Below are 22,953 nucleotides of genomic sequence, written 5' to 3' on the forward strand. Positions count from 1 at the left end.
GCCTCAGGGAGTGTCCGCGAAGGCACCGGCCGCCGCCGCGCACAGCCGTACGGCGTCGGCGTCCAGCGAGCGCAGCGCCTGGTCGACGGCGGCGGTGCGCAGCAGCGCCCGCCCCGAGCCCGGCTCGGTCGCATCCGCCTCCAGCTCGGTGAGCCGGCGCTCGGCCTGGGCGCCGACCCACACGGCGTCGTCCGCGAGCCCCCGGCTCACCTCCGCCGCCGGCTCGTACGGCTCCCGCCCCCGTACGGCCTCCGCGGCGGCCCGCAGGTGGCCGGCCACGGCGTCCAGGACGTCGGGAACCGGCCCGGCGCCGGTCGGCTCGTCGCGCAGCACCGAGATCAGCGTCAGCAGGTCGTCGCGGACCCGCTGGGCGGCCTCCAGTGCCTCGTCGACGGCGTCGGGGGCCGTGCCGCCGGGCTCCTTGGCGATGTAGCCGAGCGCCCCCGCGACCATCTCGGCGTCCACCGCGGCCTTCCTGATCCGCTCCTCGGCCCGCTCGGCGCCCGCTTTCCCCCTGGCCAGTTGCGCGAGCGTCCGGGTGACCGCCGCGTGTGAGTCGAGCATCCGGCCGACCCGCTCGGCCAGCCGTTCCGTCTCCCCCCGCGGCCACAGCAGGCGCGCGCACGCGATGGCGATGACGCCGCCGACGACGGTCAGCACGACCCGCGACTCGGCGATCCGCGCGGTCTGCTGCACCTGGAAGTCGAGCAGCAGCAGCACACACATCGTCATGAACGTCGCCCAGTAGGCCTGGTGCGTCGGGGCCAGGCCGAACGCCAGCGCGGCCGACACCCCGATCAGCGCGACGAGCAGCCAGTGACCTGGCGTGATGTGCAGGATGGCGGCTGAGACCAGCCCCCCGGCCGTGCTGCCGCCCACTCGCGCCCAGACCTTGGCCCGCGTCTCCCCGTACGTCGGCTGGATGGTGACCAGCACCGCGATCACGAGCCAGTGCGGGAACGCGGGCTTGAACACCACGATGACGATCGAGGCGAAGGCGGTGCCGAGCACGACCCGCAGGGCGTGCCGCACGCGCGGGTCGTCGAAGGCGAGCGGCGGGGGGACCGCCAGGGTGGCCAGATCGAGGCCGGGCGCGCACAGGCGGCGGGCCGCCTCAGCGGAGCCGTCGAGCGCCTCCCGGATCCGCCGCGCGCTGTGGGCGATCTGCCGGAGGAGGACGAGCACGACCATCTCGCGCTCACCGCCCGCGGCCCGGTCGCGCAGCCGGTTCACCCGGTCACCGAAGTCCACGACGGGCACGTGCTCGGGCGGGCACTCGGCCAGATAGGCCCGCAGCGACGCGGACAGCGAGCCCACGAGGTCGCCGAGCCCCGCCTCGTCGGCCGCGCCCGGCGCGCGCCGGGCCAGCGTGTCGCACAGCCCGCGCAACGCGACGATCTCGTGGAACACCCGGCGCAGCGCGATCGCGACGTCCTCGGCCGCCCGCGACCGCTCCCACCGCAGGCGGCGGGCCCGGGCCGTACGGATCTCGGCGATCGCGTCGGCGGCCTTCCTGCGGCGCTCGTCCCACTCGTCCTGGCCGACCGCGGGGTCGGCCACGGCCTCGACCAGCCCGGCCAGGGTGTCGGCCGTCTCGTCCAGCATCGTGACGACCGGGCGGGTGCGCCGCCACGGCCAGGCCAGGGTGAGCAGGACGGCCGCCAGCAGACCGCCGAGCAGTTGCAGGCCCGTGTGCGGCGCGGGGTCGAGCGGCAGCGGGTTGGCGGCGGTCAGCAGCAGCGTGAGCGCCGGGGTGACGCCGATCGGGCGCACCAGACCGCCCAGCCCGGCCAGGGCCGAGGCGACCATGACCATGAGCCAGCTGCTGCCCGACAGCAGGATCCCCAGCGACGTCCCCACGCCGACCGACAGCACGACACCGAGCAGATACGGCGTACGCACGCCCGCGGGGTTCGCGATGGCCCGCGCCGCGACCAGCCACGCGCCGAGGCCGACGGTCGCGCCGCCCGCGGGGTGACCGGTGAGCAGGCCCGTGAGCAGCGGGACCACCAGGCAGGCGGCTCCGGTCAGGCCGAAGCCGAGCGCGAGGCGCGGATCCTCCAGCCTCGGCGCCCTGGCGAGCACGACGTTCCTGAGCGGCAGGCGCTTCTTACTACCCGCCTTGCCGGGCCGCAATCAGGGGCGGCTCACCTGGACCAGCCGTCCGGTGCCGGGGGCGGCGTCCTCCCACGGCACGTCCAGCTCGATCACCGCGTACGCGCCGGGCGGGAAGCCGTCGAGCCTGGCGTCCGTCAGGGCGGTGACGAGCTCGTGCACCCCCGGGTTGTGGCCGACGAGCACCACCGACGCGATCTCGCCGTCCGTACGGCGCAGCACGCCGAGCAGGTCGTCGGGGTACGCCTCGTAGATGTCGCGTTCGATCTCGACGGAGGCGTCGAGGCCGAGCAGCTCGGCCGTCCTGCGGGTGCGGACCGACGGCGAGCACAGGACGAGCACTGGGTTGAGCATGGTGGCGAATCGCCGGATCTCCTCCCCGGCCGTCCGGGCGTCCCGCTCACCGCCGGAGGTGAGCGGACGTTCGCTGTCCGGGAGGCCGGGCGCGTGGCCGGCCTTGGCGTGCCTGACCACGACGAGCGTCCGGGCACTCATGGCATGGCCCAGATGGCGAGACCCACGATCACGGCGATCATCACCGCCATGGTCAGCAGGATCAGCGCCAGCGTCCTGCCCCCGTTCGGCTTGTCCATAAGTGCTCAGTGTATGGAGAAGGTCCCCCGCTCCAGGAGCGAGGGACCTTCGGGCCGCGTGAAGGGCCGTGTGGAGGCCGCGTCAGTGGGCGACGGGCTCCGTGGCACGGGAGGCCTTGTCGGCCTCGCCGGACGGGGCGATGCCCGAGGCACGGCGCTTGGAGACGACCACGGCGCCGACGACGACCGCCACCGCGACGACCGTCGCGGTGACGCGGACCGCGACGTTGTCGGCGTACGCGACGACGGCCGGGGCGATCAGCAGCGCGACCAGGTTCATCACCTTGATCAGCGGGTTGATGGCCGGGCCCGCGGTGTCCTTGAACGGGTCGCCGACGGTGTCGCCGATCACGGTGGCGGAGTGCGCCTCCGAGCCCTTGCCGCCGTGGTGGCCGTCCTCGACCAGCTTCTTGGCGTTGTCCCAGGCGCCGCCGGAGTTGGCGAGGAACACCGCCATCAGCGTTCCGGCCGCGATGGCGCCGGCCAGGTAGGCGCCGAGCGGCGCGTACCCGAACGCGAAACCGACCGCGATCGGGGTCAGCACGGCGAGCAGGCCGGGGGTCGCGAGCTCGCGCAGCGAGTCGCGGGTGCAGATGTCCACCACGCGGCCGTAGTCGGGCAGCTCGCTGCCGTCCATGATCCCCGGCTTGGTGCGGAACTGCTCGCGCACCTCGTACACGACCCGGCCGGCGGCGCGGCCGACGGCGCTGATCGCGAGGCCGGAGAACAGGAACACCACGGCCGCGCCGATGATGAGGCCGACCAGCACGTTCGGGGCGTCCACCGACAGGCTGAAGTTGGCGAACGAGCCCAGGGCGTCCTTCACGCCCTGCGTCGCCTTGGCGAGTTCGCCCTCGACCGCGGTGCGGAACGAGCCGAACAGCGCCGTCGCCGCGAGCACGGCGGTCGCGATCGCGATGCCCTTGGTGATGGCCTTGGTGGTGTTGCCGACCGCGTCCAGGGAGGTGAGGACGCGGGCGCCCTCGCCCTCGACGTCGCCCGACATCTCGGCGATGCCCTGGGCGTTGTCGGAGACCGGGCCGAAGGTGTCCATCGACACGATGACGCCGACCGTGGTCAGCAGGCCGGTGCCGGCGAGGGCCACGGCGAACAGCGCCACGGTCACGTTGCCGAAGCCGAGCAGGAAGGCGCCGTAGACCGCGCCGCCGATCAGCAGCGCCGAGTAGACCGCGGACTCCAGACCGACGGAGATGCCGGACAGGATGACGGTGGCGGGACCGGTGAGCGAGCTCTCGCCGATCTCCCGCACCGGGCGCCGGTTGGTCTCGGTGAAGTAGCCGGTGAGGATCTGGATGGCGCTGGCCAGGACCAGGCCCACGAGCACCGCGCCGATGGCGATCAGGCGCGGGTCGGCGGTGAGCGCGGCGACGTCCGCGGAGGCGCCGGACAGTTCGGCGAAGCTCGACGGGAGGTACGCGAACGCCGCGACGGCCACCAGCACGGCCGAGATGGCGGCGGAGATGAAGAAGCCGCGGTTGATGGCGGCCATGCCGGAACGGTCCCGCCCGCGCGGCGAGGTGGCGAAGATGCCGATGACGGCGGTGATCACACCGATCATGGGGACGATCAGCGGGAAGACCAGGCCCTCGGTGCCGAACGCCGCCTTGCCCAGAATCAGGCTCGCGACCAGGGTCACCGCGTACGACTCGAACAGGTCGGCGGCCATGCCGGCGCAGTCGCCGACGTTGTCACCCACGTTGTCGGCGATGGTGGCGGCGTTGCGCGGGTCGTCCTCCGGGATGCCCTGCTCCACCTTGCCGACCAGGTCGGCGCCGACGTCGGCGGCCTTGGTGAAGATGCCGCCGCCGACACGCATGAACATCGCGAGCAGCGCGGCGCCGAAGCCGAACCCCTCGAGGACGTTCGGCGCGTCGCCCTTGTAGACCAGCACGACGATCGCGGCGCCCAGCAGGCCCAGGCCGACCGTGAACATGCCGGCGACGCCGCCCGTGCGGAACGCGATGCGCATCGCGGTCCTCTCACCCGACTCGCGGGCGGCGGACGCGACGCGGACGTTTCCGCGTACGGCGAGCCACATGCCGATGAAACCGGTCAGTGCGGAGAACACCGCGCCGACGACGAAGAAGACGGACCGGCCGATTCGCTCGCCGGTCGAGCCCGCCGGGAGCAGCAGAAGCAGGAACGGAATGATGATGACGAATACGGCAAGCGTCCGGAACTGCCGCGTGAGATACGCGGCGGCGCCCTGCTGCACGGCACGCGCGATGTTCTGCATTCGCTCGGTGCCCTGCCCGGCGGCGAGCACTTCTCGCACCAAGCCGCCCGCGACGGCCAAAGCGAGCAGCGCCACGACGGCGACGACTATGACAAGGGTGAGATGGGAACCGTTCAAAGCTACCGCTGCGCTCTCGCCAGCGGCGTGATAGGCAGACATCCGTCCTCCTCGGCCAGACGGGGTTTCGGTCCTGCCCGGACGGCGCCGACGATCCGACTGGCCGTGCGGCGCACTTCCGGGCGGTTGGCAAGTGCCGCTTCCGGTTGCATCCGCAATACCTTGGCCGGTGCCGGGAGTCTACGCAGCGACGCCACGGATATGAAGGCCCTCGTGCCCCGTAATCGAGGCGGCGTCCAGTAATGGACGAACATTTGCACCGCTATGAAGGTGCTTTGACCAGCGAAGTAAGAGGCGTGGCGGTGATGGTCGCCCTGGTTACGGTACTCCCTTGTCCCCATTTCGAGCCATCCGAAATTAGGGCGGGCATAGCAAAAAGATCGAGTGCCACGCCGGGGGCGACACTCGATCTGCTCGAAGGTCATGCCTCGAAGGTCCTGCTCGGAAGGTCTTCGAGGGTCCTTGAAGGTCCTCGGATGTCCTCTGAGGTTCTGGACGTCCTCAGAGGCTTTCGGAAGGTTCTCGGAGGCTCTTGGAGGTCAGAGGGCGGCGACGCCGTTGGGAGACGCGGGCCAGCTCATGCGGATCCGCATGCCCTTCGGCCCGGGAAGCACCTCGACGTCGTCGGCCAGCCCCGCGATGACCGCGATGCCCAGGTTGTCGATCTCGGGCATGAGGCTGCCGTTCGCCTCCAGCACCTGGGGCGTCACGTCCTCGCTCGGAGCGGCGTCGGTGACCGTCACCTCGAAACGCCCCGCGTCATCGCGTAACTCGATGCGTACCGGCTCCCCCGGGCAGTGGAGGCGGTGCGCCTCCACAGCCCGCGAGCACGCTTCTCCGACGGCGAGCCGCACCTCGTCCAAGATCGCCTCCGCCACGCCCGTGCGCCGGGCGATGGCCGTGGCGACCAACCGGGCCGTACGCACGTGGGCGGGCAGGGCGCTGAACGTCAGCTCGACGGTGGCCATGTTGCTGAGTCCCCGGCCGTCACTTGTCCCGGCCGTGGGCTTCCTTGGCCTCCTCGACCGAGGCGTAGATCCCGAAGACCTTCGTCAAGCCGGTGATCCGGAAGATCTTCAGGATGCGCTCCTGCGTGCAGACGAGTTCCAGGGAACCGTCGTGCGCCCGCACCCGCTTGAGGCCGCCGACCAGCACGCCAAGGCCCGTCGAGTCGAGGAAGTCCACCTTCTCCATGTTCACGAGCAGGTGGAAGTTGCCCTTGTTGACCAGGTCGATCAGCAGCTCACGCAGTCTGGGCGCGGTGTAGACGTCGATCTCACCCTCGACATCGACGATGGTGAGATTGTCCTCGGAATGGTGGTCCAACTTCAGATCCACAGATCCTCCAGCGCCTTACTTGCGTAGGTCTCGATACAGGTCATGCATCCTGGTAGCCCAGAGGCACGACCCGATGCGCGGCATTCAACCACGCTACGACTCCGTGTCTATACGAAATCACGACTCCGGGCGACTCTCCCCGCAGATGCCAAACTGGAAACCAGTGACTCCGACTTCTTCGTCCTCTGCCCGAACAGGCGACCTTCTCACCCGTCTGCTCGCGGTTCCCGCACGCCGGGGGCGCGTGACTCATGTGGAGCACGTTCCAGCACGTCAGGCAGGTGAGGCAAGGTGGCCGGAATGGGCTCCTGATCTGCTGGTCTCGCGCCTGCGCCTGCAGGGGGTCTCGGGCCTCTGGGAGCACCAGCTTATAGCCGCCGAGCTGGTTAAACGTGGCCAAAACGTGATCATTGCCACAGGGACCGCGTCCGGGAAGTCCCTGGCCTACCTGGTTCCGGCCGTCACGGAGATCTTCTCCGGCGGCACCGTGCTGTATCTCACTCCGACCAAGGCGCTCGCCGCCGACCAGCTCAGGGCCCTGCGGAAGCTGCGGCTGACTCAGGTGCGCGCCGCGACGTACGACGGGGACACGCCACCCGAGGAACGCCGGTGGGTCCGCCAGAACGCCAACTACGTGCTGACCAACCCGGACATGCTGCACAGGTCGATTCTGCCCCGGCACTCGTCCTGGTCGTCATTCTGGCGGCGGCTGCGGCTGGTGGTCGTGGACGAGTGCCACGGCTACCGGGGCGTCTTCGGCTCCCACGTCGCCCAGATCCTTCGCCGGTTGCGCCGGGTCGCCGCCAGGTACGGCTCCTCTCCCGTGTTCCTGCTGGCATCGGCCACCGCGAGCGACCCCGCCGCCGCAGGAGTGCGCCTGACCGGCCTTGAGATGGCCGAGGTGACCACGGACGCCTCCCCCAGGGGTTCGACTACCTTCGCCCTGTGGGAGCCTCCCCTGACCGATTTACGCGGGGAGAGCGGGGCTCCGGTCCGCCGTACGGCCACGGCCGAGGCGGCCGATCTCCTGGCGGACCTCGTGATCGAGGACGTGCGCACTCTCGCGTTCGTCCGCTCCCGCCGCGCCGCGGAGGCCGTGGCCCTCACCGCCCGCCGCACGCTGGAGGAGGTCGAGGCCCTCCTCGACGCCGGGCCCGCGCCGTACGGGGAGGACATCGAGGGCCTGCCGGAAGAGGTGAGCGACTCGGACGACGGCGGAGCTTCGGGCGAGGCCTTCGACGAGGTTGGCGCGCGGTCCTCCATGGAGGCCGCCGGCACCGGAGAGGTGGCCGAGACCGCCGTGGGGCTCCGGACGGGTGGTGGAGTTCGGCTGGCCGACCGGGTGGCGGCCTATCGGGCGGGCTACCTGGCCGACGACCGGCGGGTGCTCGAAAAGGCCCTGCGCTCCGGCGAGCTGACCGGCCTGGCCACCACCAACGCGCTCGAACTCGGCGTCGACGTCTCAGGGCTCGACGCGGTCCTCATCGCCGGATGGCCCGGCACCCGCGCCTCGTTGTGGCAGCAGGCGGGCCGGGCCGGCCGCGCGGGCCAGGACGCGCTGGCCGTGCTGATCGCGCGTGACGACCCGCTGGACACCTACATCGTCCACCACCCGGAGGCGGTGTTCGGACGGCCGGTGGAGGCCATCGTCCTCGACCCCGACAATCCGTACGTGCTGGCACCCCACCTGTGCGCGGCCGCCGCGGAGATCCCGCTGACCGAGGACGACCTGGAGATCTTCGGCCCTGCGGCGCAGGGCGTGCTCGACGACCTCGTGAGCCGGGGACTGCTGCGCAGGCGCCCCACGGGGTGGTTCTGGACGAGCCGGGACCACGCGGCCGATCTGGCGGACATCCGCGGCTCGGGCGGCGCCCCGGTGCAGGTCGTGGAGGCGTCCACCGGTCGCCTGTTGGGCACGGTCGACGAGCCGTCGGCGCACACCATGGTCCATGCCGGGGCCGTCTACCTGCACCAGAGCGAGACGTTCGTAGTCGACGTGCTCGATCTGGACGCGGGGGTCGCCCTGGTCACCGTCGCCGAACCCGACTACGCGACCTTCGCGCGGGACGTCACGGACATCCGGGTGATGGAGTCGCTGCGTTCGCGGCCCTTCGGGCCCGGCACTCTGCACTTCGGCTCGGTGGAGGTCACCCGCCAGGTCGTCTCGTACCTCAAACGGCGCGCGCAGACCGGGGAGGTCCTCGGCGAGGAGCCGCTCGACCTGCCGCCGCGCACGCTCTGCACACGCGCGGTCTGGTGGACCCTGCCCACGCCCGCACTCGCCGATCTCGTCCAGCCCGGACACGCGGTGGATCTCGGCGGGGCGGCGCACGCGGCCGAGCACGCCTCGATCGGCCTGCTGCCCCTGTTCGCGACCTGCGACCGCTGGGACATCGGCGGCGTGTCCACCGAACTCCACCCCGACACGGGCCTGCTGACGGTCTTCGTCTACGACGGCCACGACGGAGGCGCGGGCTTCGCCGAGCGCGGGTACGCCCGGGCGTCCGACTGGCTGACGGCGACGCGGGAGGCGATCGCCTCATGTGAATGCGAACGCGGCTGCCCCTCCTGCATCCAGTCCCCCAAGTGCGGCAACGGCAACGAGCCGCTCGACAAGGCCGGGGCGATCCGCCTCCTCGACATCCTCCTGGACGCCTGACCCGGCGCGCGGAGACGCGAGCCGGGGCCGCTGGAGCCGACGACCATGCCCACTCAGCTCTCGGGTGGACGAGTCGGGCCGGCGGCGGGTGACCGCCCAGGTGATCGCCGCCGCCCGCGGTGAGGTCGGCTCCGGCGCTGCGGGCCTTGGCCCAGTGGGCGGGTCGAGCCGTGAACTCTCCGGGTCAAGCCGGCTTGCGCCAGACGACGGCGTAGCGGAAAAGCGGAAGCCGACGCCAGCGCATCCCCGGCAGAGCAGCCGAGGCGATCTGCTTCACCTGCGCGTACGTGTGGGGAAAGGCCATCTCCACGGGTGCCGTGTGCTGCCAGTAGCCGCGTGTACGCGAAAGCACCTGGTGCTGGGCGACGCCGACGGCATCCATCAGGTAGTCGCGCAGGCGTCCGTTGTTCGCGCAACCGATCACGACGAGCGCCCCACCTGGCGCTGTAAGCGAGGCCAGCCTTGCGAGTCCGGCGCTCAGATCAGGCAGGTGGTGCACGGTCGCGATGGACGCGACAACGTCGAAGTGTCCCTCGGGCAACGGATTCCTCATCACGTCGCCCGCGACCCAGTCCACGTCCGCCCTCGTCGCGCGAGCCCGATCGAGGACTGCCGGATCCAGATCGATGGCGGTCACCTGCGGCACCAACTCGCGTAGATCGGCCGCCAACAGACCATCGCCCGTGCCGACGTCCAGAGCCGTCTTCGCCCCTGGCGCGACGGCTTCCAAGGCCAGACGATGGTAATGCGTGTTGTGATTCCATCGGCTGCGCAGATCAGTGGGCACGCTCAAGATGTTCGCACGAGCACCGCGAACCGAGGCGAGCCGCCGCGGCCGTCAGAGGTCGCGGTGGCGGCCGGAGTAGAGGCTGTCGTCGTCCTCCGTCCAGACGTCCGGCTCGGGCTGACGGAGAGGCCGTTCCGGCATCTGACCGTTGAACGCCGCCCCCGCGGGCACCACCGGCGTCGGGACCACCGGCATCTGACCGGGCAGCGCCGCCGGAGCCGGCGGCGGCTCCTGCTGGTCCGGCCGGTCGAGAGTGGCCGTCGGCTGCCGATCGGACAACGGGGTCTCCTGGCCCATGTCGGTGCCCGTGATCGCGCCCGTGATCGTGTCCGTGCTCTCGGTCGTCGGGGAGACGGCGGCCAGGCGGGTCTCGGTGTCGGCCTCCGTCTCCGGGGGATTCTCCCGGGCCTTCGGCCTGGCCAGAATCACGGAGGGACGTCGTACAGGCGCGTTCCCCCGGGCCTTCGCCGTGGCGGCGCCGCCGAGCGCGGCCGCACCGCCGGCCACCGTGGCGGCCTGAGGCGAGGCTCCCGTCTTTCCTGTCGCCGGCTCCGAGCCCCCGGATCGTCCGTCTCCTCCGCTGTCACTTGTGAGGCCCTTGCGCCGCAGCCAGGCGCCCAGGTTCGCGCCCGTGAGCAGCAGGACGACGGCGAGCGCGACGTACACGCCGAAGCTCAGCCCGCCGAGCGGCAGGAAGGAGGACTGAGCCGTCATCTTCGGATCGTCGGTCTCCTCCGGGACGACCACCGGCTCGGTCTGGTCACTGCCACCGTTCGCCTCCGGCAGCGTGAGCTCGGTGTCCTTCGGCAGCTCGGTGTCCTTGGGAGACGTGGTGTCCTGAGGCAGTACCGGTTCCGGGTTCGGCACCGCGGTGGTCTGGTGCGTCTTCGGGGTCTTCGCGGCGGGCGACTCGACCGCCGACTGACCCGGCTTCTTCGACGGGGTCGGGGAGGGGCTCGGGGACGGCTTCGGGGCGGGAACGGTCACGTACACGGCCGCGGAGCGCTGAGACGCGACGGTGCCGCCGGTGCCGTCCGATCGGAACGCGCGGACGGAGACGTCCACCTTCTGTCCGCCCACGCCGGCCGGGAGCGGGAGGCTCGTCCGACAGGTGGAACCCGAGCAGGCGGAGTCGGCGGAGACAGAGCCGGACTTGCCGGCCTTGATCGAGGTGATCTCGTACGACTGGAGATCCGGCTCGGCGCCCTTCGCCCAGCTGACCAGGATTGTCGAGGAATTCTTGAGCCGTGCCTCGACCCCGGAGGGAGCCTCCGGCGGACGGCTGAGCACAAAGGTGGAGGTGGCGTAGGTCTTGTGCGTGACCTCACCCGACAGGGTGACCGTGAACGTGCCGTTGGGGGCGTCGCCGGGGTCGAAGGATCCGCTGATCGTCTGGTTCGCGCCACCAGAAGCGATCTTCTGCCGGGACACGGAAGGGCCCTCGACGTACAGGGACATGCTGATCTGGTACCAGTCCGTCTTCGCGGTCACGGCCACCGGACCGGACGACTTGACGACCTCCCCGTCCGCGGGGGACAGGATCTCGGCGTTGGCCGCGTTCGCCGGTGCGACACCGACCATCGGCATGGACGCCAAAGCCACCAAAACGATCATCGCCGTTGTGCCCAGCCTACGAACCCTGGTCACGACGCATCCCTTCGTGGAGAACCGTCCGCCCCGGCTACCTCGGCCGAATGCGTACGGCGACTGAGAGTACGCGGCACCTTACGCCAGCCGTCCGCTCTTGGACCGAATGTCTAAGAAGTCGTGATTCTATTGCTACAGAAGGAGTCTCACATTACGGAAGATCCATAATTCGTCGTGGCTCTCTCCATCATCGGGTCGAACGCCGGCGCACCCCCGGCCTCCGTCCAGATGGGCTTGTACGTGCGCTCCTTTCGCCCGCCAGGGGCTGTCGAACCTAAGGCGGACCTGTGGGAGAGAGCAGTCTTGTTCTTTTCCGCGGGGTGATCCGCCCGCGGCGATCGCCCCCTCATGCCGCGGCACCGACCGGACCGGCCTTGGCGGAAGCGGCAGCCGTCGCGGGACCAAGGAGGGGGACCGCGAACCGCACGGTTACCGCGACCTCGGCGACGCCGCCCGACAGCGAGCACGACCGCAGCGACGCACCGTTGGCGACCGTGATCGCCTCGGCGCGGTCGCACGCCTGATCCGGGACCGCGAGCGCCACGCGCGCGGCCCCGAGCGCGCCGAGATCGGCGGCGCTCTGCGCCCGGTGCCGTGCGACGCGGGCGACGCCCACCTGGACGACGACCATCGCCACCGCCCACACGGCGGTCATGAGCGCGATCGTCCAGATGGTCGCCGAGCCGCGTTCCCGCGCGGAGCGCACTCCGTCCCCGCAGGCCGGAAATCTCCTCATTCACATACCCCCGTGTCCGAAACGATCTGTCATTCACGTGTCCTCGCTGCCGTGATCCGCGCTCCTCCGGATTCGGGCGACTGCCGGCCGGGTTCATGTGGCGCCGGAGCCGCTCCTCATTCGCGTTCGCCTGGTCTCGGAGCGACGAGGTCTTCGCCGCGGCCCGGCCGGGTCGTCGCCGCATCCCCCGTCGATGCCGGGAGGACGCCGGGTTCGGTGGCGGAGACGGCGGCGGCGTGGAGGCGAGCCGGCGGGAGCGGCGACCTGAACGGAGGCCTGACGGTCGCGATGACCTCGACCCGGGTGGTGTCGGCTCCCACCCGAATGGACACCGTGGCACCCTCGGGAGCCAGCCGCAGGACTGCCGCGCTCACCTCCTCAGCTGCCTCACCCCGCGCGGCCGCGCGTGCGCCGGCGCGGGCGGCGTCGACGCATCGCAGTTGCGCGCCCACGATGGTCACCGCCCACAGTGCGGCGGTCAGCACCAGTACGAGGGCCGGAAGGGCGACAGCGGTCTCCGCGGTCACCGAGCCTCGCTCCCGCCCGGGCCGCACGTCCACCACACGACGTCGCGGCACCCGGGCACAACGGCGCACCACCGGTAGCCTCAGGCAGCCAGCTTCAGCGCCTTCTGGATGAGCGCGGCGAGCATGGACCTCACTTCGGCACTGGTGACCACCTTCCAGAGCAGCGCGGCGAACCCGCAGGCGGCTATCGTGCCGACGGCGTACTCCGCGGTCGACATGCCCGCGTCGGCCCTCGTCCCGGCCTGCACGGTCCATCGAATGCTCAGCTCTCGGGCGCGGCACGAGGCTCTGGCGACGGAACGCCGAAGCGCGGCGGGCAACCGCCGCAGGGCATCGCACATCGACCATCGCGCCGGCCTCGCCCTGTGACGGCCCACAGCGGCACCGTCTCGCCGCCTGAGGCTGGTGCCCGTCTGGTTCCTCCGGCCGGTCGCGGCGTGCTTGCTCATCGGTCCTCCTGACCCGCTCGGGGCGGCTCCTCCGCCCGTGCTGGGCCAGACTGCGGGATCGCGGGCGGCGGGATTCGGGCCGAGCGCGGTTCTGTGGACAAGAGCCCCGCCACCGCGGTTGTCCACAACCAAAGAGCCCTCGCCTGTGGATTGACGGCCAGAGATTGGCGAGCTTGTCAGCCATTTGCCCCGCTCGCTGTCCACAGGTGTGGATTGCAGTGTCCACAGGTTGTTCATGGCAGGAGGATCTGGCCCGCCAGACCCGCGACCATGGGGATGATCCCCAGGAAGACGAAGGCCGGCAGGAAGCAGAGCCCAAGCGGTGCGACGGCGTGGACGCCCACCCTTCGCGCCGCGGCCGAGGCCGTCGCCTGAGCCGCCCGCCGGGTGTCGTCGGCGAGCCGGGTGAGGACGTCGGCGACCGGCGCACCGCTCTGGGAAGCCCGGATCATCGTCCTGGCCAGGGCGGCGAGCGCCGGCTCATGGGACAGAGCGGCCCACGCCTCCTCAGGAGGAGCGCCCAGGCGCATCTGAGCGCCGGCCCACGAGAGGCGCTCGCCCACCGGGCCCGCGATCGCGACGGCCGTCGTCTCGACGGCCCCGCTCATCGGTTGTCCGGCCCGGAGACAGGCGACGATCAGATCGACGGCGAACGGAAGGTCGGCCCCCATACGCTCCCGGCGGCGCCTGACCTCGGCCGGTTCCCGCCGACGAACGGCGACGAACAGACCGACGCCCGTCACCGTCCCCGCGAGCACCCCCACCGGACCGCCGAGAAGCAGGAAGAGCGCGAATCCCACGGGTGCCGCGACGGCCACCCCCCGGCGTGACGCGCTCGCACCCACCGGCGCGGAGCCCGGCGATCCCCGCGTCGGCGCCTCCGGCGACGACGCCGACGACGCGATGGCGTTCAGGCGCACGGCCGGTGAACGGGCAACCGGCCATGTCAGCATCGCCAGCGTGGTCAGGACCCCGGCCAGCACGGCGATCACGTCTCGCCCCCTTCCCGGCAGGACAATCGGCTCCAGCAGGACAACCGGTGTCGCCTTCCGATACGGCAGCGCGTCCGATGACGACGCCGTCCGATCACGGCACCGTCAGCTCCTCCGCCCGGGTGACGAGCCTGTGGGTCCACCAAACGCCGGCGGCATCGAGAGCGAGCCCGACGACCAGGCAGGCGAGCCCCGCCGCGTTGCCGAACAGGAACGCCAGCGGATCCATGCCGAGTCCGGCGGCCATCAGCAGGCCGAGCACGGGCAGGCCCGCCAGCATCCGGGCGGTCGCCCGAGGTCCGGAAAGCTGGGCGGCCACCTCCTCTCGATGAGCCTGTGCATCACGCAGTGACGCGCACACCCGTTCCACCAGTGCGGTCAGGCCGCCGCCCACGGCCACGCTCACCCGCCAGCACGCGGCCAGCCGGACCAGGCCCTCGCCGCCACGGGCGGGCGCGGCGTTCAACAAGGCCGCGGCGACGTCACCGCCATCCCGGGCGGCGGCGACCACCGGGGCGAGTGCGGCCGGATCGGGTGGGCTGATCGAGGAGACCGCCCGCGCGAGGGCGTCGCCGGGAGTCCTGCCCGCCGACAGCTCGGCTGCCAGGCTCTGGCACAGCTCGACGGACGCCGCACGCCAGGCCGCCGCCGTCGCCCCTGGCCGTGGACGGCGGGTGAGCGCCGTCCAGAACCTGCGCATGTCGCTTGGCCGCCGCGTCCGGGTGAGCGATGCCAGCCGTGTCGTCCCGGAATCCGGCCCCGCCCACACCCAGGCGGCGAGGGCGGCGGCGAGCATCGCGGCCAGTCCCGTGACCAGCCCGCCCGGCGGCGTCATGACGGCCACGAGGCCGGGCAGCGCGCGAGCAGCGCCTCGAAGGACGGGCCCCGGCGCGCCCGGCCGTCCGGGCCGAAGGTCAGGGCCGGGACCGCCGTCACCAGGCCGGACGGGCCGCGTTCGAGCACGCAGATCTCCGACACGCGGCGACGGCCGCCGCCCGCCTCCCGCACGAGGTGGATGACGAGATCGAGCGCGGCGGCGATCTGGCTGTGCACCGCCTCCCGCGACAGCCCCGCCGCGCAGGCCAGAGCCTCCAGCCGCGCGGGCACGTCGGCGGCGTTGTTGGCGTGCAGCGTGCCGCAGCCCCCTTCGTGGCCCGTGTTGAGCGCCGCCAGGAGGTCGACGACCTCAGCTCCGCGCACCTCGCCCACCACGAGGCGGTCGGGCCGCATCCGGAGGGCCTGCCGTACGAGATCGCGCAGCCCGACCCCGCCCGCGCCTTCGAGGTTCGGCGGCCGGGCCTCCAGCCGTACGACGTGGGGGTGCAGGGGCTGCAACTCGGCGGAGTCCTCGACCAGCAGCAGGCGCTCCGCCGGACCCGCGAGGGAGAGCATGGCGCTCAACATGGTCGTCTTGCCGGTGCCTGTTCCTCCGGTGACCAGGAACGCCAGCCGGGCCGCCATGATCGCGCGGAGCACGGCGGCTCCGCCCTCCGCGGCGAGCTCCTCCACCGTGAACGCCCGCCGCGACGGCAGCCGCAGGGACAGGCAGGTCCCCTCTGCCGCGATCGGCGGGAGGACCGCGTGCAGGCGCACGCCGCCGGCGAGCCGGGCGTCCACGTAAGGACAGGCGTCGTCGAGACGACGCCCGGCCGCCGCGGCCAGACGCTGGGCGAGCCTGCGGACCTCGTCGTCGCCCGGAAACGTCACGCTCGTCCTGCGCAGGCCGTCTCCGTCGTCCACCCACACCTCGCGCGGGCCGTTGACCAGGACGTCCGTGACGCCCGGCTCGGCCAGCAGGGCTTCGAGCGGGCCCGCGCCGATGAGATGGGCGCGCAGCGTCCGAGCGACGGCCAGGATCTCGGCGTCGCCGAGCACGGCCCGCTCCGCGCGCAGGGCCGCCGCCACCTGGGCCTCGCTGGGGGCGGCACCGGTCTGCGACAGCCGTACCCGGACCGCCTCGACCAGATCCGCGCCGACGCCGGGAACGGTCACCGGGCCTTCGCGGGTCATGGGCCACCTGCCCCGGCGGGCGGCCGGCTGCCGGTCTGGGAGAGCCCGCCCAGGAGAGACTCGAGCAGTTCCGTACAGAAGCGGCCCAACGGGGAGCGGCGCAGCGGCGGCGGGTCTCCCCGATCCAGCGTCTCCACGAGTCCGCGCACCTCCGGGAGCACGCCCGCGCACGGGACCGACAGAGAGGCCGCGACGACCTCAGGGTCGAGCGTTCCCGCGCGCATCACCAGGCGCAGATCGCCCGTCCCCGGGCGGAGCAGCGTCACCGTCTGGGCCGCCGCGAGCGCTCCTCGCAGGTCCGCGGGAACGACGACGATCGTCGCGGCGGCCCTGGCGAGCGCCTCGGCCTCGCCCTCACCGGCATGCCGGGGCAGGTCGACCACGACCAGGTCGCAACCGCGTTGCGCGGCGTCGAGCACGACGCGCATCGCCTCCCGGGGAATGCGCACCGACTCGCCACGATGCGCCGACAGCACGGTGAGCTCCCCGAAGGTGGGCAGCGCCTCCTGAAGGGCGGCGAAGCTCACCCTGCCTTCCCTTCCGACGATGTCGGGCCAACGGGCGCCCAGGGCCTCCTCCTGACCGAGCAGCACGTCGATGCCGCCGCCGAGCGGGTCGGCGTCGACGAGGAGCGTGCGCAGCCCGCCGCGGGACGCCGTCAGCGCCAGGGACGCCGCGAGGACGGTGGCACCGGCGCCGCCCTTCCCTCCCGCGATGCACAGGACTGTGCCGGCCCTGGTCGCGGGCTCTGCGGCGTCGCCGAACTCCTCCACGAGGAGCCGCTCGGCCTCGGGCAACTCCAGCACGGTGTGCGCCCCGACGGCGACGCACCTGCGCCACATGTCGGGATCGTCGGCCGTCCGCGTCACGACGACCACGTTCTGCCGGGGCGGCGGACCCGTGGCGGCCAGATCGTCGGCCAGGTCACTGCCGACCACGACCAGCGGAGCCCGGATCCAGTACGGACGGGCGTGGGCGGCCGCGTGGGCCACGTCGAGTTCGACGCCCGCGGCGGCGGCGATGCGGAGCAGGTCGTCGAGGAGTTCCTGATCGTCGGTTATGGCCAGTGGGCGTGGCATCGGTGTCTCCCCTGTCGTCCGGGACGACTCGGCGTTTCGGGAGGACCACGATGCGAGAGGCCGCGACCGGCCCGGGAGAGCGAACCGCGTTCTGTGGACGAAGCCCGGCCTGTGGACAAGACCGGGTAGTTCGGGTCGTCCACTATTGGTCACGTTGATCAGCGGGGAAAAAAGGCGACCCCCGCCGGGGGGGGAGAGCGGGGGTCGCCTGGTGGTCCGGCTCTGGGGGGGTAGAGCCGGTCCCGTATTACAAGAAAGCTTTAAACAAGGGACCAGGGCATGGCAAGGGTTTCCCAAAGGTCGCATGCCGTCCGTATGGGGAGACACACCGTATGTTGCCTGATCACGAGAGGTACGTCGAGAACCCTCTCCAATCTGAGCAAAACTTTTTCCAAAAGTCAGTGTGACATGTCGGCAGGTGCGGTCGCAACGGGTGCGGACGGCCACCACGAGGAGTCACCGATCACACCCTCTCATGCCGAACAGCACCAATGGGGACAGAAGTACAGGAATGACCCAAGTGACTCGGTAAAGCTCTTGGCCGTAGGGGTTTCCATCCCGGGGAAACGGACGTAAAAAGGGATTACGGACCTGCGGGTCCGCGTACGGCATCGGGTACCCACGCGCGACCAGCCGCGGGAGGCGTGTCGAGACGGGCTTGACCCGCTCCGACAGATTCAGGTGCACGCTTGGTAACCCGGTGACACGTACCGGCGACGGCGTTCCACACCAGGGACGCCGTCTGCTTTGTCCACGCAACACCAGGGCTGAGCGATATACCGGCGCCGCGCACCGCGGCCCGACACACGGCCCAGGGGACCGCGCTCGCCCGCACCAGTGCGCACGCCGCGGCCCGCAAGAGGCGGATCAGCGGGACATGGCCTCGCAGATCGCCGTCGTCTCGCGGACGCCGAGGACGACCGCCGAGGCGCAGTGCCTCACCCAGATGCCGACGCCCTCACTCGTGCCCTTGAGATACGCCCTGAGGCCCTCGCCGTACGCGTCGCCGAGGTCGGCGTGGCCCACCTCGACGGCGGCGAGCGACTTCGGATCGAGGCCGAGGTCGACCAGCGTGAGCCGCTCGGCCGCGCGGGCGACCAGGCCGTCGGCCACGCCGAAGGGACGCAGCACCGCCAGCTCCGCATGCACGATCGCGGCGAGCACGAGGGCGGGCGCCGCGGTGGAACCCGTGACCAGCCCGGCGAGGGCCGACATGCGGGCCGCGGTCTCCTCCGGTCCGGGCGCCGGGCCGAGCCCGAGCGGATCGGCGGTCGTGAGCTCGGTCCGGGGCCTGCCGGGGTCGGCGGTCAGCCCGGCAGCCGCCAGCGCGTGCAGCCGGGCGAGGACCTGCCGCGGCGCCGACCGCCACGTCGGGGCCAGCCGGCCGAGTTCGGCCGAGGCGCGCAGCGCGCCCTGCACGACGGGGTCGGTCACCTCGCCCATGCGCAGCGGCTCGAGTGGCACGTCCACGCCCTCGATCGCGGCGGAGGCGCGCGCGCCACGCAGGGCCGACTCGGCCGACACCTCGGGACTGCGCCGCCGCAGCACCCGATGCCGGTAGAGCCGGTCGACGGCCTCTCGGGCCTCCTGTACGGCCTCGGACACGCCGGGCAGCCCGGCGATCACGGCCAGGGGATCGCTCACAGCCCCCGACCATACCCGCCGGTAGAACGTCGTTCGCCGAGGAGGTGCGGCCGTTCAGCGCACAAAAGCGACGCCGGTCTCGGCCGTCTCCTCGCCTGTCGCTAAGTTGGCAGGTTATAGGCGGTAACCGGACAAAACGCGCCCACCCCGATTACTTGTACTTGACACCACTCGCCTGGTGAAGTGGGACACGACATACCCCAGCTTGGCCGAGGCGGCCGAACGAGAGACAACCTTTTAGACGCTGTGAAGGAGTACGGAGTGGCCACCGAGACCCCCGGTCAGGAAACCCAGGAGACGCTGTCGAACCTGCTGAGCGAGACGCGCAGGTTCGAGCCTCCGGCGGACCTGGCGTCGGCCGCGAACGTCACGGCGGACGCCTACGAGGAAGCCGCACAGGACCGGCTCGCCTTCTGGGAGCGCGCCGCGGAGCGGCTGACGTGGGCGGAGCGCTGGGACACCACGCTGGAGTGGAAGCCGCCTTTCGCCAAGTGGTTCATCGGCGGCAAGCTGAACGTCGCCTACAACTGCGTCGACCGCCACGTGGAGGCCGGCCGGGGCGACAAGGTCGCCTACTACTGGGAGGGTGAGCCGGAGGGCGACAGCCGCACGATCACCTACGCCGACCTGCAGCAGGAGGTCTCGAAGGCGGCGAACGCGCTGCAGGAGCTGGGAGTGGGCAAGGGCGACCGGGTCGCGGTCTACATGCCGATGATCCCCGAGCTGCCGATCACCCTGCTGGCCTGCGCCCGGATCGGGGCGATCCACTCGGTGGTCTTCGGCGGCTTCTCCGCCTCCGCCCTGAAGAGCCGCATCCATGACGCGGACGCCAAGGTCGTCGTCACGGCCGACGGCGGCTTCCGCCGCGGCGCGCCCAGCGCGCTCAAGCCGACGGTCGACGAGGCGGTCGCCGAGTGCCCCGGCGTCGAGCACGTCGTCGTGGTGCGCAGGACCGGCCAGGACGTCGCGATCAGCGAGCGGGACATCTGGTGGCACGACCTCGTGGACCGCCAGCCCGCCGAGCACGAGCCGGTGCCGCACGACGCCGAGGACCCGCTGTACATCCTCTACACCAGCGGCACGACCGGGAAGCCGAAGGGCATCCTGCACACCACCGGCGGTTACCTCACCCAGGTCGCCTGGACCCACCACGCGGTCTTCGACCTCAAGCCCGACAACGACATCTACTGGTGCACGGCCGACATCGGCTGGGTCACCGGGCACTCCTACATCGTGTACGGCCCGCTCGCCAACGGCGCGACCAGCGTCATCTACGAGGGCACCCCGGACACCCCCCACCGCGGCCGTTTCTGGGAGATCGTGCAGAAGTACAAGGTCACGATCCTCTACACCGCCCCCACCGCGATCCGTACGTTCATGAAGTGGGGCGACGACATCCCCGCGAAGTACGACATGTCGTCCCTGCGGGTGCTCGGGTCGGTCGGCGAGCCCATCAACCCCGAGGCGTACGTCTGGTACCGCGAGCACATCGGCGCCAGCCGCTGCCCCGTGGTGGACACGTGGTGGCAGACGGAGACCGGCGGCATCATGATCAGCCCGCTTCCCGGCGTCACGGCCGCCAAGCCCGGCGCCGCGATGCAGCCGCTGCCCGGCGTCGTGGCCGACGTGGTCGACGACCAGGGCAACTCGGTGCCGAACGGCGGCGGCGGCTTCCTCGTGGTCCGCGAGCCGTGGCCGTCCATGCTCAGGACCATCTGGGGCGACGACAAGCGCTACGTCGACACCTACTGGTCGCGCTTCGAGGGGATGTACTTCCCCGGCGACGGCGCCAAGCGCGACGAGGACGGCGACCTGTGGCTGCTCGGCCGGGTGGACGACGTCATGCTCGTCTCCGGGCACAACATCTCCACGACCGAGGTCGAGAGCGCACTGGTCAGCCACCCGAAGGTGGCCGAGGCGGCCGTCGTGGGCGCCACCGACCCGGTGACCGGCCAGGCCATCGTGGCCTTCGTGATCCTGCGCGGCAGCGCGGAGGAGAGCGACGACATCGCCGCCGAACTGCGCGCCCACGTGGCCAAGACGCTCGGCCCGATCGCCAAGCCGCGGCAGATCCTGGTCGTGCCCGAGCTGCCGAAGACCCGCTCCGGCAAGATCATGCGCCGGCTGCTGCGCGACGTGGCGGAGAACCGCTCGCTCGGCGACGTCACCACGCTGACCGACAGCTCGGTCATGAACCTGATCGCGGACAAGCTGCCCAGCGCCAAGAGCGACGACTGATCGCGAGCCGCCCGATCTCGTGAGGAAGGCGTGGACGAACGGCGTCCACGCCTTTCCTCGTCTCCGCGCCCGCACGGGATCCGGGGCTGCTTTCGTCGCGACGAGGAGCGGGCAGATCGCCTGAGGCGTCATATTCCGGCCGCCTGCGGGCAGGTCCCCGCGTGTGCGGCCTTCGGGCTGTCGTCATCCACAGGCGAGAGGGCTTGACGTGCACGTGCGCGGACGGGCACGAGATGATGTTTGATAGTCGCAGATAGGAGATCGCTCATGCCCGAGGACGAATCGCTCGGTGCGCTGGTCGCCCAGGCGAGCCATCACATCTCGACCCTCGTACGGTCGGAGATCGAGCTGGCGAAGGCCGAGCTCAAGTTCGACGCGAAGCGGGTCGGGACGGCCGCCGGGCTGTTCGGCGCCGCGGCCTTCATCGGGCATCTGTGCCTGATCCTGGCCTCGTTCGCGATCGCGTACGCCCTCGTGGCCGCGGGGCTGGCCACGTGGCTCGCATTCACGATCGTCACCGTGTTCTACCTCCTCATGGCCGGGTTGCTGGTCCTCGTCGGCTACCGCCGGCTCAAGGGACTGACCGGCATGAAGCGCACCAGGCGGAGCCTGCGCGGCCTCACGGGCCCGGAAGAGGCGGAGGAGACGCTGCCGGAGAAGGTCCCGGCCCCCGCGCCGCGGCCCGCTGCCCCGGCGCCGCCGCCGTACACCGGCCCGACCGCCGGCCAGGTGGGCGCCCACCGGGAGTCCGTGAGCGATGCCGGTTGACGAGACGCTGATCGAGGCCGACGGCCCCTGGACACACCGGGTGGTGCACGCGGGCGGTGTGCGGTTCCACGTGGCGGAGGCCGGGGACGGGCCGCTGGTCCTGCTGCTGCACGGGTTCCCCCAGTTCTGGTGGACCTGGCGCCACCAGCTTCCGGCGCTGGCGGAGGCCGGCTATCGAGCCGTCGCCGTCGACCTGCGCGGTTACGGCACCAGCGACAAGCCGCCACGCGGCTACGACCTGCCCGCGCTGGCCGTCGACGCGGCGGGCCTGGTGCGCGCGCTCGGCGAGACGAGCGCGATCGTGGTGGGCCACGACTGGGGCGGCCTGCTGGGCTGGACGATGGGCGTCCTCGACCCGAAGGTGGTGGGGCGGCTGGTGCCGGTGTCGGCGCCGCATCCGCTGCGCATGCGCTCCGCACTGTTCACCGACCCGCTCGGCCAGCTCAGGGCCAGCCGCTACGCCCTGGGATTCCAGCTCCCCTTCCTGCCGGAGCGGAAGCTGACCCGCAGGGGCGGCGCCGCGGTGGGCAGGCTCGTCGAGAGGTGGGCCGGGCCGCAGTGGCCGGGCGAGGGCGTGACGCGGGTCTACCAGGAGGCGATGCGGCTTCCGACGGTGGCGCACTGCGCGCTGGAGTACTACCGCTGGTTCGCCCGCTCCCAGCTCCGCCCTGACGGCTTCCGCTACGCCCGTCAGATGCGCGCGGAGATCGAGGCGCCGACGCTGCAGCTGCACGGCGCGCTCGACCCGTGCATCCTGCCGCGGACCGCCCAGGGCTCCAGCAGGTTCGTGGCCGCGCCCTACCGGTGGCGGCTGATCGAGGGCGCCGGGCATTTCCCGCACGAGGAGCGCCCCGAGCAGTTCAACGCCGAGCTCATCTCCTGGCTCTCCGACCCCGAGCCCGACCGCTGAGTCCCACCACTGAATCCGACCGCTGACCTGGCGTTCGGCGCCGGGCACGGTCCCGCCGTCGCCGGTCTCGCACATCGTGACCACCCC

19 protein-coding genes are annotated in these 22,953 nt (G+C 71.7%); 4 read left to right on the top strand and 15 right to left on the bottom strand.

The annotated features are described in order from the left end of the window. Positions 1 to 3: 3 nt before the first annotated feature. The 5 genes from ACQEVJ_RS42530 to ACQEVJ_RS42550 all read right to left on the bottom strand — a co-directional run bounded on the left by ACQEVJ_RS42530 (position 4) and on the right by ACQEVJ_RS42550 (position 6,420). Positions 4 to 2,136 (bottom strand): FUSC family protein, encoded by a 2,133-nt coding sequence (locus ACQEVJ_RS42530; RefSeq protein ID WP_433110782.1) that lies wholly within the window; start codon positions 2,134 to 2,136, stop codon positions 4 to 6. Beyond that, positions 2,137 to 2,610, bottom strand: coding sequence for a SixA phosphatase family protein (locus ACQEVJ_RS42535; protein WP_433110784.1), 474 nt, complete (start codon positions 2,608 to 2,610; stop codon positions 2,137 to 2,139). A 180-nt stretch (positions 2,611 to 2,790) separates the two neighbouring features. After that, positions 2,791 to 5,124 (bottom strand): sodium-translocating pyrophosphatase, encoded by a 2,334-nt coding sequence (locus tag ACQEVJ_RS42540; RefSeq protein ID WP_433110786.1) that lies wholly within the window; start codon positions 5,122 to 5,124, stop codon positions 2,791 to 2,793. A 497-nt stretch (positions 5,125 to 5,621) separates the two neighbouring features. After that, entirely contained in the window at positions 5,622 to 6,050 is a 429-nt protein-coding gene (locus ACQEVJ_RS42545) for an ATP-binding protein (RefSeq protein WP_079316414.1), read from the bottom strand. 19 nt (positions 6,051 to 6,069) lie between these two features. Beyond that, positions 6,070 to 6,420 carry an STAS domain-containing protein gene (locus ACQEVJ_RS42550; RefSeq protein WP_030506779.1) on the bottom strand — a complete coding sequence of 117 codons (351 nt, stop codon included), beginning with the start codon at positions 6,418 to 6,420 and terminating at the stop codon, positions 6,070 to 6,072. A gap of 145 nt (positions 6,421 to 6,565) precedes the next feature. Between ACQEVJ_RS42550 and ACQEVJ_RS42555 the strand changes: the two genes are divergently transcribed. Next, the gene (locus ACQEVJ_RS42555) at positions 6,566 to 9,079 is read left to right on the top strand and encodes a DEAD/DEAH box helicase (protein WP_433110789.1); all 2,514 of its coding nucleotides are present in this window, start codon (positions 6,566 to 6,568) and stop codon (positions 9,077 to 9,079) included. 184 nt (positions 9,080 to 9,263) lie between these two features. Here ACQEVJ_RS42555 and ACQEVJ_RS42560 read toward each other — a convergent pair whose 3' ends face one another. The 10 genes from ACQEVJ_RS42560 to ACQEVJ_RS42605 all read right to left on the bottom strand — a co-directional run bounded on the left by ACQEVJ_RS42560 (position 9,264) and on the right by ACQEVJ_RS42605 (position 18,950). Then, positions 9,264 to 9,866: a class I SAM-dependent methyltransferase gene (locus tag ACQEVJ_RS42560; RefSeq protein ID WP_433110791.1), complete on the bottom strand. Its 603-nt coding sequence runs from the start codon at positions 9,864 to 9,866 to the stop codon at positions 9,264 to 9,266. Positions 9,867 to 9,917: 51 nt separating this feature from the next. Beyond that, positions 9,918 to 11,468, bottom strand: a complete 1,551-nt coding sequence (locus ACQEVJ_RS42565) for a hypothetical protein (protein WP_433110793.1) — start codon at positions 11,466 to 11,468, stop codon at positions 9,918 to 9,920. A gap of 391 nt (positions 11,469 to 11,859) precedes the next feature. Next, positions 11,860 to 12,249, bottom strand: a complete 390-nt coding sequence (locus ACQEVJ_RS42570; protein ID WP_433110795.1) for an Rv3654c family TadE-like protein — start codon at positions 12,247 to 12,249, stop codon at positions 11,860 to 11,862. 116 nt (positions 12,250 to 12,365) lie between these two features. Then, positions 12,366 to 12,827: a TadE family type IV pilus minor pilin gene (locus ACQEVJ_RS42575; RefSeq protein ID WP_433110797.1), complete on the bottom strand. Its 462-nt coding sequence runs from the start codon at positions 12,825 to 12,827 to the stop codon at positions 12,366 to 12,368. A 29-nt stretch (positions 12,828 to 12,856) separates the two neighbouring features. Further along, positions 12,857 to 13,225, bottom strand: coding sequence for a DUF4244 domain-containing protein (locus ACQEVJ_RS42580; RefSeq protein ID WP_433110799.1), 369 nt, complete (start codon positions 13,223 to 13,225; stop codon positions 12,857 to 12,859). Between the two features lie 233 nt (positions 13,226 to 13,458). Next, on the bottom strand, positions 13,459 to 14,217 hold the full coding sequence (locus tag ACQEVJ_RS42585; protein WP_433110801.1) for a type II secretion system F family protein: 759 nt from the start codon (positions 14,215 to 14,217) through the stop codon (positions 13,459 to 13,461). A gap of 94 nt (positions 14,218 to 14,311) precedes the next feature. Beyond that, on the bottom strand, positions 14,312 to 15,052 hold the full coding sequence (locus ACQEVJ_RS42590; protein WP_433110803.1) for a type II secretion system F family protein: 741 nt from the start codon (positions 15,050 to 15,052) through the stop codon (positions 14,312 to 14,314). Further along, positions 15,049 to 16,227 carry a TadA family conjugal transfer-associated ATPase gene (locus tag ACQEVJ_RS42595; RefSeq protein WP_433110805.1) on the bottom strand — a complete coding sequence of 393 codons (1,179 nt, stop codon included), beginning with the start codon at positions 16,225 to 16,227 and terminating at the stop codon, positions 15,049 to 15,051. The genes ACQEVJ_RS42590 and ACQEVJ_RS42595 overlap by 4 nt, the downstream gene beginning before the upstream one ends. Next, a complete protein-coding gene (ssd, locus tag ACQEVJ_RS42600) occupies positions 16,224 to 17,306 on the bottom strand; it encodes a septum site-determining protein Ssd (RefSeq protein WP_433110807.1) in 1,083 nt (360 codons plus the stop codon). Before ssd ends, ACQEVJ_RS42595 begins: the two co-directional genes overlap by 4 nt. Before the next feature lie 867 nt (positions 17,307 to 18,173). Beyond that, a complete protein-coding gene (locus ACQEVJ_RS42605; RefSeq protein ID WP_433110809.1) occupies positions 18,174 to 18,950 on the bottom strand; it encodes an oxidoreductase in 777 nt (258 codons plus the stop codon). 261 nt (positions 18,951 to 19,211) lie between these two features. On the opposite strand from ACQEVJ_RS42605, the gene acs reads away from it, so the two are divergent. From acs to ACQEVJ_RS42620, 3 genes are all read left to right on the top strand, one after another. Further along, on the top strand, positions 19,212 to 21,188 hold the full coding sequence (gene acs / locus ACQEVJ_RS42610; RefSeq protein WP_433110811.1) for an acetate--CoA ligase: 1,977 nt from the start codon (positions 19,212 to 19,214) through the stop codon (positions 21,186 to 21,188). 267 nt (positions 21,189 to 21,455) lie between these two features. After that, positions 21,456 to 21,956, top strand: coding sequence for a phage holin family protein (locus ACQEVJ_RS42615; RefSeq protein WP_433110813.1), 501 nt, complete (start codon positions 21,456 to 21,458; stop codon positions 21,954 to 21,956). Next, entirely contained in the window at positions 21,946 to 22,866 is a 921-nt protein-coding gene (locus ACQEVJ_RS42620) for an alpha/beta fold hydrolase (protein ID WP_433110815.1), read from the top strand. Before ACQEVJ_RS42615 ends, ACQEVJ_RS42620 begins: the two co-directional genes overlap by 11 nt. Positions 22,867 to 22,953: the final 87 nt, after the last annotated feature.

The sequence above is a fragment of the Microbispora sp. CA-102843 genome (genome assembly GCF_050936215.1).
Lineage (GTDB): Bacteria > Actinomycetota > Actinomycetes > Streptosporangiales > Streptosporangiaceae > Microbispora.